Raw genomic sequence first — 14,070 nt, 5'->3', positions numbered from 1 at the left:
TTCGCGTGACCGAGACCGACTCGTCCCGCCGCGTCACGATCCGCGACGTCGCCGCCGCCACCGGGGTCGCACCGTCGACGGTGTCCCGTGCCCTGTCGCTCCCCGACCGTGTGAACCCCGCCACGCAGCAGCGCATCCAGCAGGCCGCCCGCGAGCTCGGCTACGTCGCGAACTCGCAGGCGCGTGCGCTGACGTCCGGCCGGACCCGGGCGGTCGCGGTCCTGGTGTCCGACATCACCAACCCCTTCTACTTCGACGTCATCCGGGGCACGCAGCACCAGCTCGCCGCCGCCGGGTGGACGCAGCTGCTCGTCGACACCGAGGAGTCCGCGGACGCCGAGATGGCCGCCCTCAGCGCGGTGTCCACGAAGGCCGACGGCGTCGTGCTCACCGCGTCGCGCCTGTCCGACGCGCAGATCGCGAAGTTCGCCGAGCGCACGCCGCTCGTGGTCGTGAACCGCCGACCGGCCGGGGTGCCGTCCGTGCTCATCGACACCCCCGGCGGTGTCGAGCAGGCCGTGCAGCACCTCGCGTCGCTCGGGCACCGTGACGTCCTGTACGTCGCGGGACCGGACAGCTCGTGGTCGAACGAACGTCGCTGGCGTGCCCTGGTGCGCGTCGCGAAGCGCCTCGACGTCCGCGTCGCCCGCATCGGTCCGCACGCCCCGTTCGTGGACTCGGGTGCCGCCGCGGCCGACGCAGCCGTCAACGCGGGAGCGACGGCGTGCATCGCCTTCAACGACCTCATCGCGATCGGCATGCTCGGCCGGCTCCGGGAGCGCGGCGTCCGCGTGCCCGAGGACATCAGCATCGTCGGCTGCGACGACATCTTCGGCGCCGACTTCTGCAACCCGCCGCTCACCACGATGACGTCACCGATCGAGCGGGCCGGCCGCGTCGCGATCCGGATGCTCCTCGGTCGGCTCGGTGCCGTCCCAGCCGACGAGCTCCCCGGCGAGCACATGAGCGGTGCCGTCGCCCTGCCCACACACCTCACCGTCCGCGAGTCGACCGGCCCCGTGCCGGCCACCCACCACCGTCCGTCCTGAAGGAGCCGACGATGCCCCGTACCGACAACGCCACCCCGCTGGCGCCGCACCCCGACCGCCTGTTCGCCGCCGACCCGGGAGCGCGTGCGGTCGCGCGCACCCTGTACGACGCCGTCGCGCACGCGCCGATCATCTCCCCGCACGGGCACGTCGACGCGGCCCTGATCGCGGACGACCAGCCGTTCGCCGACCCCGCCGCGCTGCTGATCACGCCGGACCACTACGTCCTGCGGCTCCTGCACGCGAACGGTGTCGGACTGGAGGCGCTGGGTCGCGCCGACCTGTCGGGAACCGGCACCGTGCCTCCCGGCCGACAGATCTGGCGGACACTGGCGGAGCACTGGGACGACTTCCTCGGCACCCCCGTCCGGTACTGGTTCGAGACGGAGCTGCACGACGTCTTCGGGCTGACGGAGCAGCCGTCGGCCGCGAACGCGGACGTGCAGTACGACCACATCGCCGCGCTGCTGCAGCAGCCGCAGATGCGGCCGCGCGCACTGTTCGACGCCTTCGGCATCGAGGTCCTCGCCACCACCGACGCCCCGGACGCCGACCTCGCCGCGCACGCGCAGCTCGCCGCCGACCCCACCTTCCGCGGCCGGGTGGTCCCCACCTTCCGCGCGGACGCCGTCTTCGACCCGTCCCGACCGGACTGGAGGCTCGTGGTCGCGTCCGTCGGCCAGGCCGCGGGTATCGACACGGGCACCCACGACGGGCTGCTCGCCGCACTCCGCGCCCGTCGGCAGTACTTCATCGAGCACGGGGCGACCGCGACCGACACCGGGGTGCTCGACGCCGGGTCGACCCCGCTGTCGCCGTCGGAGCGCGCACGGATCCACGCGGCTTCGCTGCAGGGGCCGTCCGGGGTGACCGCGGCCGAGGCGGTGGCCTACCGGCACGACATGCTCTTCCGGTGGGCGGAGATGAGCGTCGACGACGGTCTGGTGATGCAGCTGCACCCGGGGGTCGTCCGGAACCACCACACGCCGACCCTCGAGCGCTTCGGGCCGGACACCGGGCACGACCTGCCCGCGGTCGGCGCGTTCACCGAGCCGCTGCGGCCCCTGCTCGAGTCCTTCGGCACCGCGCCCGGGTTCCACCTGGTGCTGTTCACCGTCGACGAGACCGTGTTCTCACGGGAGATCGGACCGCTCGCCGGGTTCTACCCCGCCGTGTACGCCGGGGCGCCGTGGTGGTTCATCGACACCCCCGCGGCGATCGGACGCTACCGGTCGGCGATCACCGACTCGACGTCGTTCACGAAGACGTCCGGGTTCATCGACGACACCCGGGCGTACTGCTCCATCCCCGCGCGGCACGACATGGCGCGGCGGGCGGATGCGGCCTACCTGGCGTCGCTCGTCGTGACGCACCAGCTCTCCGAGGAGGACGCTGTCCGGACCGCACGGCGGATCGTGTCCGACATCCCGCGGGCGACCTTCAAACTCTGAGGGCGACGGATCGGACCGGGGCGGCGTGCGAGCTGTCCGTCAGGGCAGGATCGCGAGGATGGCCGCGACGGTCTCGTCCACCGATCCGCGGATCGGGACCGCCGCCGATGCCTCGTCGGACCCGGGACGCTCGAGCGTCTCGAACTGCGAGTCGAGCAGCGAGTTCGGCATGTACTCGTGGTGCCGGTGGCTCTGCCGCTCGGCGATGAGTTCGCGCGACCCGTCGAGGAACGCGATGAACAGGTCGGGGGCGTCCTCACGCAGACGGTCGCGGTAGGCGCGCTTCAGCGCCGAGTTCGCCATCACGCACCGGGCGCCGGACCGCTGCACCTCGGCGATCCGTGCCGAGCAGGCGTCGAGCCACGGGCGCCGGTCCTCGTCCGTCAGGGGGACGCCGTCGTGTATCTTGTCCTTGTTCGCCTGCGGGTGCAGTCCGTCCGCGTCGACGAACTCGGCTGCCTGTCCCCGTTCGTCGAGGGCACGCGTCAGCGCTTCACCCACCGTCGACTTGCCGGATCCGGAGACCCCCATCACGAGCACGGGCGGGAGGACGGTCGCATCGGCCATTCCTCCACAGTACGAACCGGGGGCCTCGTGGTCCACAGGATGCGGAAGACCTGGGTGGTCACACGGGCGGCTGCATAGATTGGCGGTGGCCGTCCAGACACGAAGGAGTCGACGTGGCAGAGAACAACGACAAGGCGAACATCGGGGTCATCGGCCTCGCGGTGATGGGCTCGAACCTGGCGCGGAACCTCGCGTCGCGTGAGGGCAACACCGTCGCGGTCTACAACCGCACCTACGCCCGCACCGAAGAGCTCATGAACGAGCACGGCGACATGGGCTTCATCGCGTCCGAGGACATCGACGGGTTCGTGGCGTCCCTGTCGAAGCCGCGCACCGCGATCATCATGGTCCAGGCCGGCAAGGGCACCGACGCGGTGATCTCGCAGCTCGCCGACCGGTTCGAGGAAGGCGACATCATCGTCGACGGCGGCAACGCCAACTTCCACGACACCATCCGTCGCGAGCACGACCTCAAGGAGAAGGGCCTGAACTTCGTCGGCACCGGTATCTCCGGCGGCGAAGAGGGCGCCCTGCACGGGCCGTCGATCATGCCCGGCGGATCTGACGAGGCGTGGGAGACGCTGGGCCCGATCCTGAGGTCGATCGCGGCCGTGGCCGAGGGCGAGCCGTGCGTGACCCACGTCGGTACCGACGGTGCCGGCCACTTCGTGAAGATGGTCCACAACGGCATCGAGTACGCCGACATGCAGCTCATCGCCGAGTCGTACGACCTGCTCCGCCGCGTCGGTGGCTACAGCGTCGACCAGCTCGTGCAGGTGTTCGACGAATGGAACAAGGGCGACCTCGAGTCCTACCTGATCGAGATCACCGGCGAAGTCCTCAAGCAGCAGGACGCCGACACCGGCAAGCCCCTCGTCGACCTGATCCGCGACGAAGCGGGCTCGAAGGGCACCGGCGTCTGGACCGTGCAGAACGCCGTCGGCCTGGGCATCCCGGTGTCCGGCATCGGCGAGGCGGTGTTCGCCCGTGCGGTGTCGTCCAAGCCGACGCAGCGCGAAGCGGTCCGGAAGTCCGTCACGAAGCGCCCCGACATCGCCGAGGTGCCGGACACCTTCGCCGACGACGTCCGCGCCGCGCTCTACGCCTCGAAGGTCGTCGCGTACGCGCAGGGCTTCGACCTCATCATCGCCGGGGCCAAGGAGTACGACTGGGACATCGCCCTCGGGGACATGGCGAAGATCTGGCGCGGTGGCTGCATCATCCGCGCCCAGTTCCTCAACCGCATTGTCGAGGCGTACGACAAGGACCCGGAGCTCGCGTCCCTGCTCGTCGACCCGTACTTCGCGAACGCCGTCGCCGAGGGTGAAGCAGCCTGGCGGCGCATCGTCGGCATCGCGGCTGCGTCGGGGATCCCGGCGCCCGGGTTCTCGTCGGCGCTGTCGTACTTCGACTCGCTGGCGTCCGAGCGACTGCCCGCCGCCCTGATCCAGGGGCAGCGCGACTTCTTCGGTGCGCACACCTACCAGCGCACGGACAAGGACGGCACGTTCCACACGCTGTGGTCCGACGAGGGGCGTCCCGAGGTCGAGCAGGAGCCGTCGACGCACTGATCCCCACCGTTCCGACCCGAGGGCCTCGTCGTCGACGGGGCCCTCGGTGCGTGCTGCGGCCGCGGGGTGCGGATCCTGGGGCGGGGGTCGCGTGCGGCGTGCGGGCCGCGGCGTGCGGTCCGGTCAGGTCGGGTCGTCTGTCTCAGGCGACGATTCGCTCGCGGGCCAGCCGGGCCAGGAGTTCGTCCAGCCGGTCACCGCGGCCGAGCAGGCGGTCCGAACCGGGTGCCGCACGCACGAAGAACGTCGCGACCGCGGTGGTGTCGTCGGGCCGCACGTAGTGCACAACGATCGCGGGCGCGGTCCGTCGTCCGGCCCCGGGCACCAGGACGTCCTCGACGCCCACGTGCACCACGCGGCTCCACCGGATGACGAGCAACCGGGTGGCCCGACGTTCGTCGAGTTCCCACAGCGACGCTTCGGTCGCACCGAACGCCCAGGTCACGTGCCGTGCGAGCGGCACCTCGGGGCGCACCGCTTCCAGCGTCCCGCGGAGCTCCGGAGTCGCCGAGGCCGGGACGAGCCAGACGGTCGGGTCGACCCGACGGACGGCCGTGGCGAGCAGGTCGTCCGCTCGGCGTCGGCTGATGGACCGGGCACGGAGGACGGCGATCACGATGACCGTCACCCCGATGACGACGGCGGCGACTTCGGCGATGCCGAACGCGGTCAGGTCGGCGTCCGGATCGGCGTTCACGACGAGGATCCGTGCCGTCACCAGAGCGGCCCAGAGCCCGACGATCGCCCACCGGAGCGCGAGGAGTCGGCGGTACGGCGACCAGCGCTGCCGGTCCCCGCGGGCACGACCAGGACCCGGAACACGGATCGGTCGCCTCGGCACGGTGACGATCCTGCCACGACGACGGCGTCCACCGGCACGACCGGGGATGAACGCTCCCCCAACCCGTTCCGCGCAGCGGACCGCCCGTTCCCAGCGGCGCTGACTTACCATCCGTGGGTGACCGAGCCTGACCCGCGCCTCCTCCCGCACCGTCGCTGGGCCGCCGCGCTCGTCGGGGTGATCGCCATGCTCGCGTTCCTCGCCGTCGCGGAGCTCGGTGCGCTGCTGCTCGGCGGCGCCGGCAGCCCGCTCGTCGCCGTCGGTTCCGCGGTCATCGACCTCGCGCCCCGAGGCGCGAAGGACCTCATGGTGTCGCTGTTCGGCACCGGCGACAAGGTGGCCTTGTTCGCACTGATGACGGTCCTGCTCGTGGTCATCACGGCCGGTGCCGGCATCCTCGAACGTCGCCGGCCGCCGTGGGGCGCGCTGGTGTTCGCCGCCGGTGGGGTGCTCGCGCTGCTCGCCGTCACCACCCGTTCCGGCAGCGGCACCTTCGACGGCGCCCCGACCGTGCTCGGTGTGGCCGCGTCGATCATCGTGCTCCGGCTCCTGCTGCAGCGCCTCCGCCGGTGGGAGGACGCCCGCGCGGTGCCCACCGCCGACGCCGAGCGCGCTGGCGGCGTGCAGCGCCGCTCGTTCATCGGTTGGGCAGTGACCACCGCAGCGGTCGCGGCGGTGGTGGGCAGCGCCTCCCGGCTGGGGTCGGCGTCCCTGCAGGCCGCAGCCGCGGTCCGCCGGGCCGTGCGACTGCCGACGCCGGCGACCACCGCGCCGCCGGTGCCGGCCGGTGCGAGCCTGGACGTGACGGGCATCACGCCCTACGTCACCCCCAACGCCGACTTCTACCGGATCGACACGGCTCTGCGCGTGCCGTCGATCGACCCCGCCGACTGGTCGCTGAAGATCCACGGCGAGGTCGAGGAGACCATCGAGATCACCTGGGCGGAGTTGCTGGCCCTCCCCCTCGAAGAGCACATGGCGACGCTGAGCTGCGTCTCGAACGAGGTCGGCGGCAACCTCATCGGCAACGCGCTCTGGCTCGGCTACCCGATCCGGACGCTCCTCGCCCGCGCCCGGCCGAAGTCCGGCGCGGACATGGTCCTGTCGCGAAGCATCGACGGGTTCACCGCCGGCACCCCCCTCGACGTGCTGCAGGACGAGGGCACGCAGGCGCTCGTGGCGGTCGGCATGAACGGCTCGCCGTTGCCCGCCGAACACGGGTTCCCGGCGCGGCTGGTCGTCCCGGGGCTGTTCGGGTACGTCTCCGCGACGAAGTGGGTCACCGAGCTCGAGGTCACCCGGTTCGCGAAGGCGCAGGGCTACTGGACACCGCGCGGCTGGTCCGAGCGTGGCCCGGTGAAGCTCGAGTCGCGGATCGACACTCCCGGCGACGGCACCTCCGTCAAGGTCGGTGACCGCGTGCCGATCGCGGGCGTCGCCTGGCAGCCGCACGTCGGCGTGAAGGCCGTGCAGGTGAAGGTCGGCTCCGCCGGATGGCAGGACGCCGAGCTCGCCGACTCGGTCTCGGCCGACACGTGGCGGCAGTGGGTGTACCGGTGGACGGCCGTCGCCGGGCAGCACGAGGTGCAGGTCCGCGCGGTCAGCGCCGACGGCGAGGTGCAGACGAGCGTGCAGCGTCCGCCGGCTCCGAACGGTGCGACCGGCTGGCACGGGGTCACCATCTCCGCGTCCTGACGGGAGGCGCGGGTCACCGCCCACGGGTCCGTCCCACCGGCGAGACGCCCCCGTCTGCACTCGGCGCCGCCGAAGTGGTCGGACGCCGCCGAGTTCTGCGGCGTCTCGGTGGCTCCGCGGCGTCTCGGCAACTCCGCGGCGTCTCGGGCGAACGACGGGGCCTCGGCGGCCGGGTCTCGGCTCGCAGGGGTCGAGCGGGCAGGGGTCAGGCGTCCGGCGGGGAGGCCTCAGGCGGGGAGCGTGGCGACGACACAGGTGCCGTCGACCTCATCGTCGCGGGCGAGTTCCACCACGAAGCCGGCCGCGCGGAAGAGCCCGGCCGACACCGGCGCCTGGACGCCTGAGACCTCGATCACGACGGCGCCGCCGGGCCGGAGCCACTCGGCCGCTCCGGCAGCGATCCGCCGGTGCACGTCCAGGCCGTCCGCGCCGCCGTCGAGGGCCACCCGGTGCTCGTGGTCGCGGGCCTCGGTCGGCATCGAGCCGATGGCGTCCGTCGGCACGTAGGGGGCGTTCACGGTGAGGACGTCGACCTGCCCGCGCAACCGGGTCGGCAGCGGCGCGAACAGGTCGCCCGTGACGACGATCCCCCGGTCCCCGAGGTTCTCGGCCGCCACCTCGGTGGCGTCCGGGTCGATGTCGGCCGCGACGAGGTCGAGCGCACCGATCCGTTCGAGCAGCGCCATCCCGATCGCTCCGGCACCGCAGCACAGGTCGACGACCCGGTCGTAGCGGTGCAGGCGTCGAGCGGCCTCGACGACGACGATCCGGGTCCGGGCCCGCGGCACGAAGACCCCGGGGGTCACGCGCACCCGGTGTCCGTCGAAGGCCGCCCAACCGAGGACGTACTCGAGCGGCTCCCCCGCCAGACGGCGCCGCAGCAGCCCGCGGAGGCGCGTCGGGTCGCCGTCACCGGCAGCGAGCAGCAGGTCGGCTTCGTCCTCGGCGAAGACGCTCCCGCCCGCCCGGAGCCGGGCGGCGAGAGCGTCTCGCGGAGTCAGGGCCACGCCGGTGTCCGAAGACTCAGGCGGCGCCGTCGAACATCGACGTCACCGAACCGTCGTCGAACACCTCGTGGATGGCGCGGGCGATGAGCGGTGCGATCGGCAGGACCTCGAGCTTGTCCCAGCGCTTCTCGTGCGGGACCGGCAGGGTGTCGGTGACGACGACGCGGTCGATGAACTCGCTCTGCAGCAGCTCGGTCGCCGGGTCGGAGAACACGGCGTGGGTGGCGGCGACGACGACGCCCTTGGCGCCGCTGGCCTTGAGCGCTTCGGCTGCCTTGGCGATCGTGCGGCCGGTGTCGATGAGGTCGTCGACGAGCAGGCACCAGCGGCCGGAGACGTCGCCCACGATCTCGTGCACCGAGACCTGGTTCGGGATGAGCGGGTCGCGGCGCTTGTGGATGATCGCCAGCGGTGCACCGAGCTTCTCGGACCAGATGTCGGCGACGCGCACGCGGCCCATGTCGGGCGACACGACGGTCAGGGTCGCGGGGTCGAGCATCTCGCGGAAGCGCTCGAGCAGCACCGGCATCGCGAACAGGTGGTCGACCGGGCCGTCGAAGAAGCCCTGGATCTGCGGGGCGTGCAGGTCGACGCTCATGATGCGGTGGGCGCCGGCGGCCTTGAACAGGTCGGCGACCAGGCGGGCCGAGATCGGCTCGCGGCCGCGGCCCTTCTTGTCCTGCCGGGCGTACGGGTAGAACGGGGCGACGACGGTGATGCGCTTGGCCGAGGCGCGCTTCAGGGCGTCGACCATGATGAGCTGCTCCATGAGCCACTCGTTGATCGGGGCGGTGTGCGACTGGATGACGAAGGCGTCGCACCCGCGCACCGACTCGTCGAAGCGGGCGTAGAGCTCACCGTTGGCGAAGGTCCGGGCGTCGGTCGGGACGAGGTCGACACCGAGCTCTTCCGCGATCGCCTTCGACAGTTCCGGGTGCGCTCGCCCTGCGACCAGGACGAGTCGCTTCTGGCCGGTTGTCTTGATTCCGGACACGTGTGGTGCTCACTCCCTGACCCCGTGAAGGGGTCGATCTGACCCGCCGGGGCCGATGTCCTGGGCTCCGGTCGGGGCCCACCGCTGACGGCCACGGGGACCGTCGAAGGTGTCATTCGCCTCGCGCGCGCCGAGCTGCCTCGGCCGCCGGGGTACCAGGTCGGTTCTCCTCGACCCATCCCTCGGAGTTGCGCTGTGGGGCGTAGCTGATCGCGAGCGACCCGGCCGGCACGTCCTTGCGGACGGTCGTGCCTGCACCGGTGTACGCCCCGTCGCCAATCCTAACCGGGGCGACGAACACGTTGTGCGATCCGGTCCGGACGTCGGAGCCGATGACGGTGCGGTGCTTGTGGACGCCGTCGTAGTTCGCGGTGATGGTGTTCGCACCGATGTTGGAGTCCTCGCCGACCTCGGTGTCGCCGATGTACGACAGGTGCGGGACCTTGCTGCCGCGGCCGATCACGGCGTTCTTGGTCTCGACGAAGGTGCCGATCTTGCCGCGCTCGCCCAAGATCGTGCCCGGACGCAGGTAGGCGAAGGGACCGACCGAGGCGCCGTCACCGATGACCGCCAGGGTCGCGTCGACGCGGTTCACGGTGGCGCCGGCGCCGACCTCGGTGTCGCGCAGGGTCGTGCCCGGCCCGACGACGGCACCGCTGGCGATCGCCGTCGCGCCGATCAGCTGCGTGTCCGGCAGCAGTTCGGCGTCGCGTTCGATCGTGACGTCGAGGTCGATCCAGGTCGAGCCCGGGTCCTGCACGGTGACGCCGGACAGCTGGTGACGACGGACGATCCGGGCGTTGAGCTCTCGGGCTGCGTCGGACAGCTGCGCCCGGTCGTTGATGCCGACGACGAGCCACGGATCGGTCAGCGTGACGACGTCGACCCGACCACCGCGGGCTGCGACGAGGGCCGGGACGTCGGTGATGTACTTCTCGCCCTGGGCGTTCTCGGTGGTCAGCGAGGGCAGCACCGCACGGAGGTGGGTGACGTCGAACGCGTAGATGCCGGCGTTGGCCTCGGTGATCTGCAGCTGCTCCGGGGTGGCGTCCTTGTGTTCGACGACCCCGGCGAACGCTCCGTCGGCGTCGCGCACGATGCGCCCGAGCCCGGTCGGGTCGGGAGCGATGGCGCTGACGAACGTGGCGCCGTGTCCGCCGTCGCCGTGCGCGGTCACGAGGGTGCGGAGGCTCGGCGCGTCGAGCAGCGGCACGTCGCCGGAGAGCACCACGACGACACCGTCGAAGTCGGCCGGCAGCGCGTCCACTGCGACCTCCACCGCACGTCCGGTGCCCGGGACGTCGTCCTGGTCGACGACCAGGGCGTCGGGAGCACGCTCGGTGATCTCGGCGGCGACGCGGTCACGTTCGTGCCGGACGACCACGACGACGTGGTCCGGCGACAGTGACTCGGCGGTCCGGAGCACGTGGGCGATCAGGGGCAGGCCGGCGAGCCGGTGCAGCACCTTGGGGAGCGAGGACTTCATGCGTGTGCCCTGCCCGGCGGCGAGGACGACGACGGCGATCCGCTGGTCGGTCATGCGTCCCATCCTGGCCCACCGTCCCCGCCTCGGACGACCGTGGGGCCGACGTGTGGGGAACTCCGCGGAGAACCGCATCGGTGCAGGAGAAGCCGCACCGTCCGTCGCGGCGTGCCCGACTGGAGGCCCGGTGCCGGCCCGTGGGACCGGCACCGGGCCTCCAGGCCGACACCGCGTGGCGCGCAGCGCCGGCCCGGTCAACCGGCCCGGTCAGGCGGTCAGCTCCGTCAGCTCCGTCAGCTCGACCTTGACCCAGCCGGGTTCGCGGCGGTCGAAGGCCTCGTAGGCCTCGATCGCGGAGCCGATCCCCTCGTGTTCGGTGATCAGCGCCGTCGGGTCGAACTGCCCGGCCGCGACCATGTCGATGAGCGGCGGGGTGACCGAGTGGTGGTCGCAGTTGCCCATCCGGATCGTGAGGTTCTTGTTCATCGCCTCGCCGATCGGGTACGACTGCGCGGTCGGCCCGTACACGCCGATGATCCCGATCCGGCCGTACTTCGCGACCGAGGCGACCGCCCACTGGGCGACCTGCGAGGGCCCGTCACCCGGCTTCCACTGCTGCTGCTCGCCGAACCCGTCGGGCGACGCGTCGGGCGCGACCTGCTGCACCTCGGCGTCGAAGGCGGCGGCCTGTTCGTCGGACACCGCCGCGGGGCCGCGCTTCGGGCGCTCCGCGTCGACGCCGACCGCGTCGATGACGGCGTCCGCACCGATGCCGTTGGTGAGGTCCAGGATCGCCTGGACCGGGTCCTCGTCGTTGTAGTCGACGACCTCGCAGTGCTGCGCGAGGGCCGCGGCGAGCCGGGTCTCGTGCCCGTCGACGACGATGACGCGTCCGGCACCCTGCTTGTAGGCCGAGGCGGCCGCGAACTGGCCGACGATCCCCGCGCCGAACACCACGACGACGTCGCCGCGGCGGACCCCGGCGAGCTCGGCGCCGAACCAGCCGGTCGGGAAGATGTCGGAGAGCAGGATCGCCTGCTCGTCGCTGACGTTCTCGGGCAGCGGGTGCATGGTGTTCTGCGCCCACGGCACCCGGACGTACTCGGCCTGCAGGCCGTCCACCGGGCCGGTCGACTGCGGGCCGCCGAAGAAGCTCGTGCCCGCCCGGGGTCCGTTCGGGTTCGCCACGTCGCACTGCGCGGTCTGGCCCATGCGGCAGTACCGGCAGGCGCCGCACGAGATGGTCGAGTTGATGACGACGCGGTCGCCCGGGCTGAACCCGCGGACGGCGTCGCCGACTTGGGAGACGACGCCGACCGCCTCGTGGCCGAGGATCGTGCCCTCGACCATCGGTGCCATCGTGCCGCGGACGAAGTGCAGGTCGGTGCCGCAGATCGCGGAGCGGGTGATGTGCACGATCGCGTCGTGCGGGTCCTGGATGGTGGGCTCCGGGACCTCGTCGAGCCGGATGTCGCCGATGCCGTGCCAGACAACTGCCTTCATGGGGTTCCTCCTCGTGGGTCGTCCGGGCGGACGCTACGCGCGGGGGTCTCGGTGGCTGCGGAGGGCGGGCGGGATGCGGACAGGGGGTCCCGGCGCGCGCGGGTGCCGGGTGCCGAGTGGTCACGAAGTGTCGCTCCGAGCGCGCGAGACTGACGCTTCGTGACCGCTCGGCGGAGGTGAGCGGGGTGTCGTGACCGCTCGACGGACGGGAGGCACACCCCACGTCCGGCACCGAGCCTCCCGCCCGGCCCGCGGCCGCGACACCCCCGGGTGCCGGGCGCCGAGGGGTCACGAACTGTCGCTCCGAGCGCGCGGGAGCGACGCTTCGTGACCGCTCGGCGGAGGTGAGCGGGGTGTCGTGACCGGTCGGGGCAGGCGCCGGACGTCAGGCGGCAGGCGGCAGGCGTCAGGCGCCCGGGGCGCCCGGGGCGCCGGACCCGCCGGACCCGCCCGGCGCCGCCGCCGGCTCGTCGCGGACGAACGCCATCAGCACCAGCCCCGCGATCAGGACCACGACGACGCCGAGGATCCCGTACCGCGTCGACCCACCGATCGTCACCGCGACCCCGAACAGCGCCGGCGCGATGAACGACGCCGCCCGCCCGGTGGTGGCGTAGAGGCCGAAGAGCTCGCCCTCGCGGCCGGGCGTCGCGAGCTTCGCCAGGTACGCCCGGGAGGACGACTGCACCGGCCCGACGAACATGCAGAGCCCGAGCCCGAGCACCCAGAACGACGCCTGCGCGGACCCGGCGAAGAGCACCGCGGTGCCGAACACCGACAGACCGACCAGGGACACCATGATGAGCGGGCGGGACCCGAACCGGTCGTCGAGCCGGCCGGACACGACGGTGGAGATGCCGGCGACGACGTTCGCCACGATCGCGAACATGATGACGCCGGACGGGCTGAAGCCGAACACCTGCGCGGCGATGATCCCGCCGAAGGTGAACACGGCGCCGACGCCGTCGCGGAACACGGCGCTGGCGAGCAGGAAGGCCAGGACGTTCCGGCGGGTGCGCCAGAGCCGCGCGATGTCCCGTCCGAGGTCGGCGTAGGCGGACCAGAGGGACCCGCGGCGGCTGGGGTCGGCGGGCGCCTCGGGCACGACGACGAACAGCGGGATCGAGCTGACGGCGAGCCAGACCGCGGCGATGCCGATGGCGACCCGCACGTCCCACTGCCCGGAGGCGACCGTCGCGGGCAGCTGCAGGAGGCCGCCCTTGCCCTCGACGCCGAAGTCCTGGATGCAGAGCACGAGCAGGACGATGAGCAGCACGATGCCGCCGAAGTACCCGGCGGCCCAGCCGATCGCGGACACCCGCCCGGTCTTCGGCCCGGTGGCGACCTGGCCGAGCATGGCGTTGTAGCCGACGCAGGCGATCTCGTAGGCGACCGTGCCGATGCCGATGAGGGCGGCGCCGAGCACCAGGTACGGCTGCTCAGGGGCGACGAAGACCATGCCGACGATCGACAGGACGATGCCGATCGTGGCGATGAACACCGAGCGCTTCCGGTGGCCGGACGTGTCCGCCAGCCGGCCGATCGCGGGCGCGACGAGGGCGACGACGAGGCCGGCGATGGTCAGCGCGGTGGAGACCGTCGCGGCGTTGTGGGCGAGTTCGCGCTCGACGGCGGCAGCTGCGGTGGCCGAGGAGCCTTCGTCCCGGACGAGGGCCGGGTCGACGAACGCCCGGCTCGCCAGGTAGGTGCTGAACACGAACGTGGTGACGACGGCGTTGAACGCGGCGGAGCCCCAGTCCCACAGTGCCCAGGACAGCAGTGCCCGACGCCGGACGGGGGTCGGCGGTGCCTCGGCGGTCGTCGGCGTACCGGTCATGGCGGAACCGTAGCGCCTCCGGGTGTCCGCCGAGGTGTCCGCCGCGACGGACACCGCAGCGTCCCCCGGCAC

The 14,070-nt window shown here is 72.3% G+C and carries 11 protein-coding genes; 4 read left to right on the top strand and 7 right to left on the bottom strand.

Annotated features, from left to right (window positions below; all coding sequences use genetic code 11):
• Positions 1-5: 5 nt before the first annotated feature.
• Positions 6-1,049, top strand: coding sequence for a LacI family DNA-binding transcriptional regulator (locus SOM35_RS00435; RefSeq protein ID WP_320513858.1), 1,044 nt, complete (start codon positions 6-8; stop codon positions 1,047-1,049).
• A gap of 11 nt (positions 1,050-1,060) precedes the next feature.
• Positions 1,061-2,500: a glucuronate isomerase gene (uxaC, locus tag SOM35_RS00430; protein ID WP_320513857.1), complete on the top strand. Its 1,440-nt coding sequence runs from the start codon at positions 1,061-1,063 to the stop codon at positions 2,498-2,500.
• Between the two features lie 39 nt (positions 2,501-2,539).
• Here uxaC and SOM35_RS00425 read toward each other — a convergent pair whose 3' ends face one another.
• A complete protein-coding gene (locus tag SOM35_RS00425) occupies positions 2,540-3,067 on the bottom strand; it encodes a gluconokinase (RefSeq protein WP_320513856.1) in 528 nt (175 codons plus the stop codon).
• A 113-nt stretch (positions 3,068-3,180) separates the two neighbouring features.
• Between SOM35_RS00425 and gndA the strand changes: the two genes are divergently transcribed.
• Positions 3,181-4,638, top strand: a complete 1,458-nt coding sequence (gndA, locus tag SOM35_RS00420) for an NADP-dependent phosphogluconate dehydrogenase (protein ID WP_320513855.1) — start codon at positions 3,181-3,183, stop codon at positions 4,636-4,638.
• Positions 4,639-4,780: 142 nt separating this feature from the next.
• On the opposite strand, the gene SOM35_RS00415 is transcribed toward gndA, so the two are convergent.
• Complete coding sequence (locus SOM35_RS00415; RefSeq protein WP_221849429.1) at positions 4,781-5,479, bottom strand: hypothetical protein; 699 nt, start codon at positions 5,477-5,479, stop codon at positions 4,781-4,783.
• A 186-nt stretch (positions 5,480-5,665) separates the two neighbouring features.
• Here SOM35_RS00415 and SOM35_RS00410 point away from each other — a divergent pair, with 186 nt between their 5' ends.
• Complete coding sequence (locus SOM35_RS00410) at positions 5,666-7,174, top strand: molybdopterin-dependent oxidoreductase (RefSeq protein WP_414648544.1); 1,509 nt, start codon at positions 5,666-5,668, stop codon at positions 7,172-7,174.
• A 227-nt stretch (positions 7,175-7,401) separates the two neighbouring features.
• On the opposite strand, the gene SOM35_RS00405 is transcribed toward SOM35_RS00410, so the two are convergent.
• The 5 genes from SOM35_RS00405 to SOM35_RS00385 all read right to left on the bottom strand — a co-directional run bounded on the left by SOM35_RS00405 (position 7,402) and on the right by SOM35_RS00385 (position 13,998).
• On the bottom strand, positions 7,402-8,181 hold the full coding sequence (locus tag SOM35_RS00405) for a putative protein N(5)-glutamine methyltransferase (protein WP_320513851.1): 780 nt from the start codon (positions 8,179-8,181) through the stop codon (positions 7,402-7,404).
• A 16-nt stretch (positions 8,182-8,197) separates the two neighbouring features.
• The gene (locus tag SOM35_RS00400; protein ID WP_111076488.1) at positions 8,198-9,175 is read right to left on the bottom strand and encodes a ribose-phosphate diphosphokinase; all 978 of its coding nucleotides are present in this window, start codon (positions 9,173-9,175) and stop codon (positions 8,198-8,200) included.
• Between the two features lie 112 nt (positions 9,176-9,287).
• Complete coding sequence (gene glmU / locus SOM35_RS00395; protein WP_320513849.1) at positions 9,288-10,715, bottom strand: bifunctional UDP-N-acetylglucosamine diphosphorylase/glucosamine-1-phosphate N-acetyltransferase GlmU; 1,428 nt, start codon at positions 10,713-10,715, stop codon at positions 9,288-9,290.
• Between the two features lie 210 nt (positions 10,716-10,925).
• Entirely contained in the window at positions 10,926-12,161 is a 1,236-nt protein-coding gene (locus tag SOM35_RS00390; RefSeq protein WP_320513847.1) for an alcohol dehydrogenase catalytic domain-containing protein, read from the bottom strand.
• Positions 12,162-12,567: 406 nt separating this feature from the next.
• Positions 12,568-13,998 carry an MFS transporter gene (locus tag SOM35_RS00385; RefSeq protein WP_320513846.1) on the bottom strand — a complete coding sequence of 477 codons (1,431 nt, stop codon included), beginning with the start codon at positions 13,996-13,998 and terminating at the stop codon, positions 12,568-12,570.
• Positions 13,999-14,070 lie beyond the last annotated feature (72 nt).

Source organism: Curtobacterium sp. CFBP9011 (assembly GCF_034045095.1).
In the GTDB taxonomy this organism is placed as follows: domain Bacteria; phylum Actinomycetota; class Actinomycetes; order Actinomycetales; family Microbacteriaceae; genus Curtobacterium.
This window is presented reverse-complemented; position numbering and strand designations above follow the sequence as displayed.

Bases quoted from the DNA above. Each gene is read 5' to 3' on its own strand.
- uxaC (WP_320513857.1), top strand. From the start codon at position 1,061: ATGCCCCGTACCGACAACGCCACCCCGCTGGCGCCGCACCCCGACCGC.
- SOM35_RS00425 (WP_320513856.1), bottom strand. From the start codon at position 3,067: ATGGCCGATGCGACCGTCCTCCCGCCCGTGCTCGTGATGGGGGTCTCC.
- SOM35_RS00410 (WP_414648544.1), top strand. From the start codon at position 5,666: ATGCTCGCGTTCCTCGCCGTCGCGGAGCTCGGTGCGCTGCTGCTCGGC.
- glmU (WP_320513849.1), bottom strand. From the start codon at position 10,715: ATGACCGACCAGCGGATCGCCGTCGTCGTCCTCGCCGCCGGGCAGGGC.
- SOM35_RS00390 (WP_320513847.1), bottom strand. From the start codon at position 12,161: ATGAAGGCAGTTGTCTGGCACGGCATCGGCGACATCCGGCTCGACGAG.
- SOM35_RS00385 (WP_320513846.1), bottom strand. From the start codon at position 13,998: ATGACCGGTACGCCGACGACCGCCGAGGCACCGCCGACCCCCGTCCGG.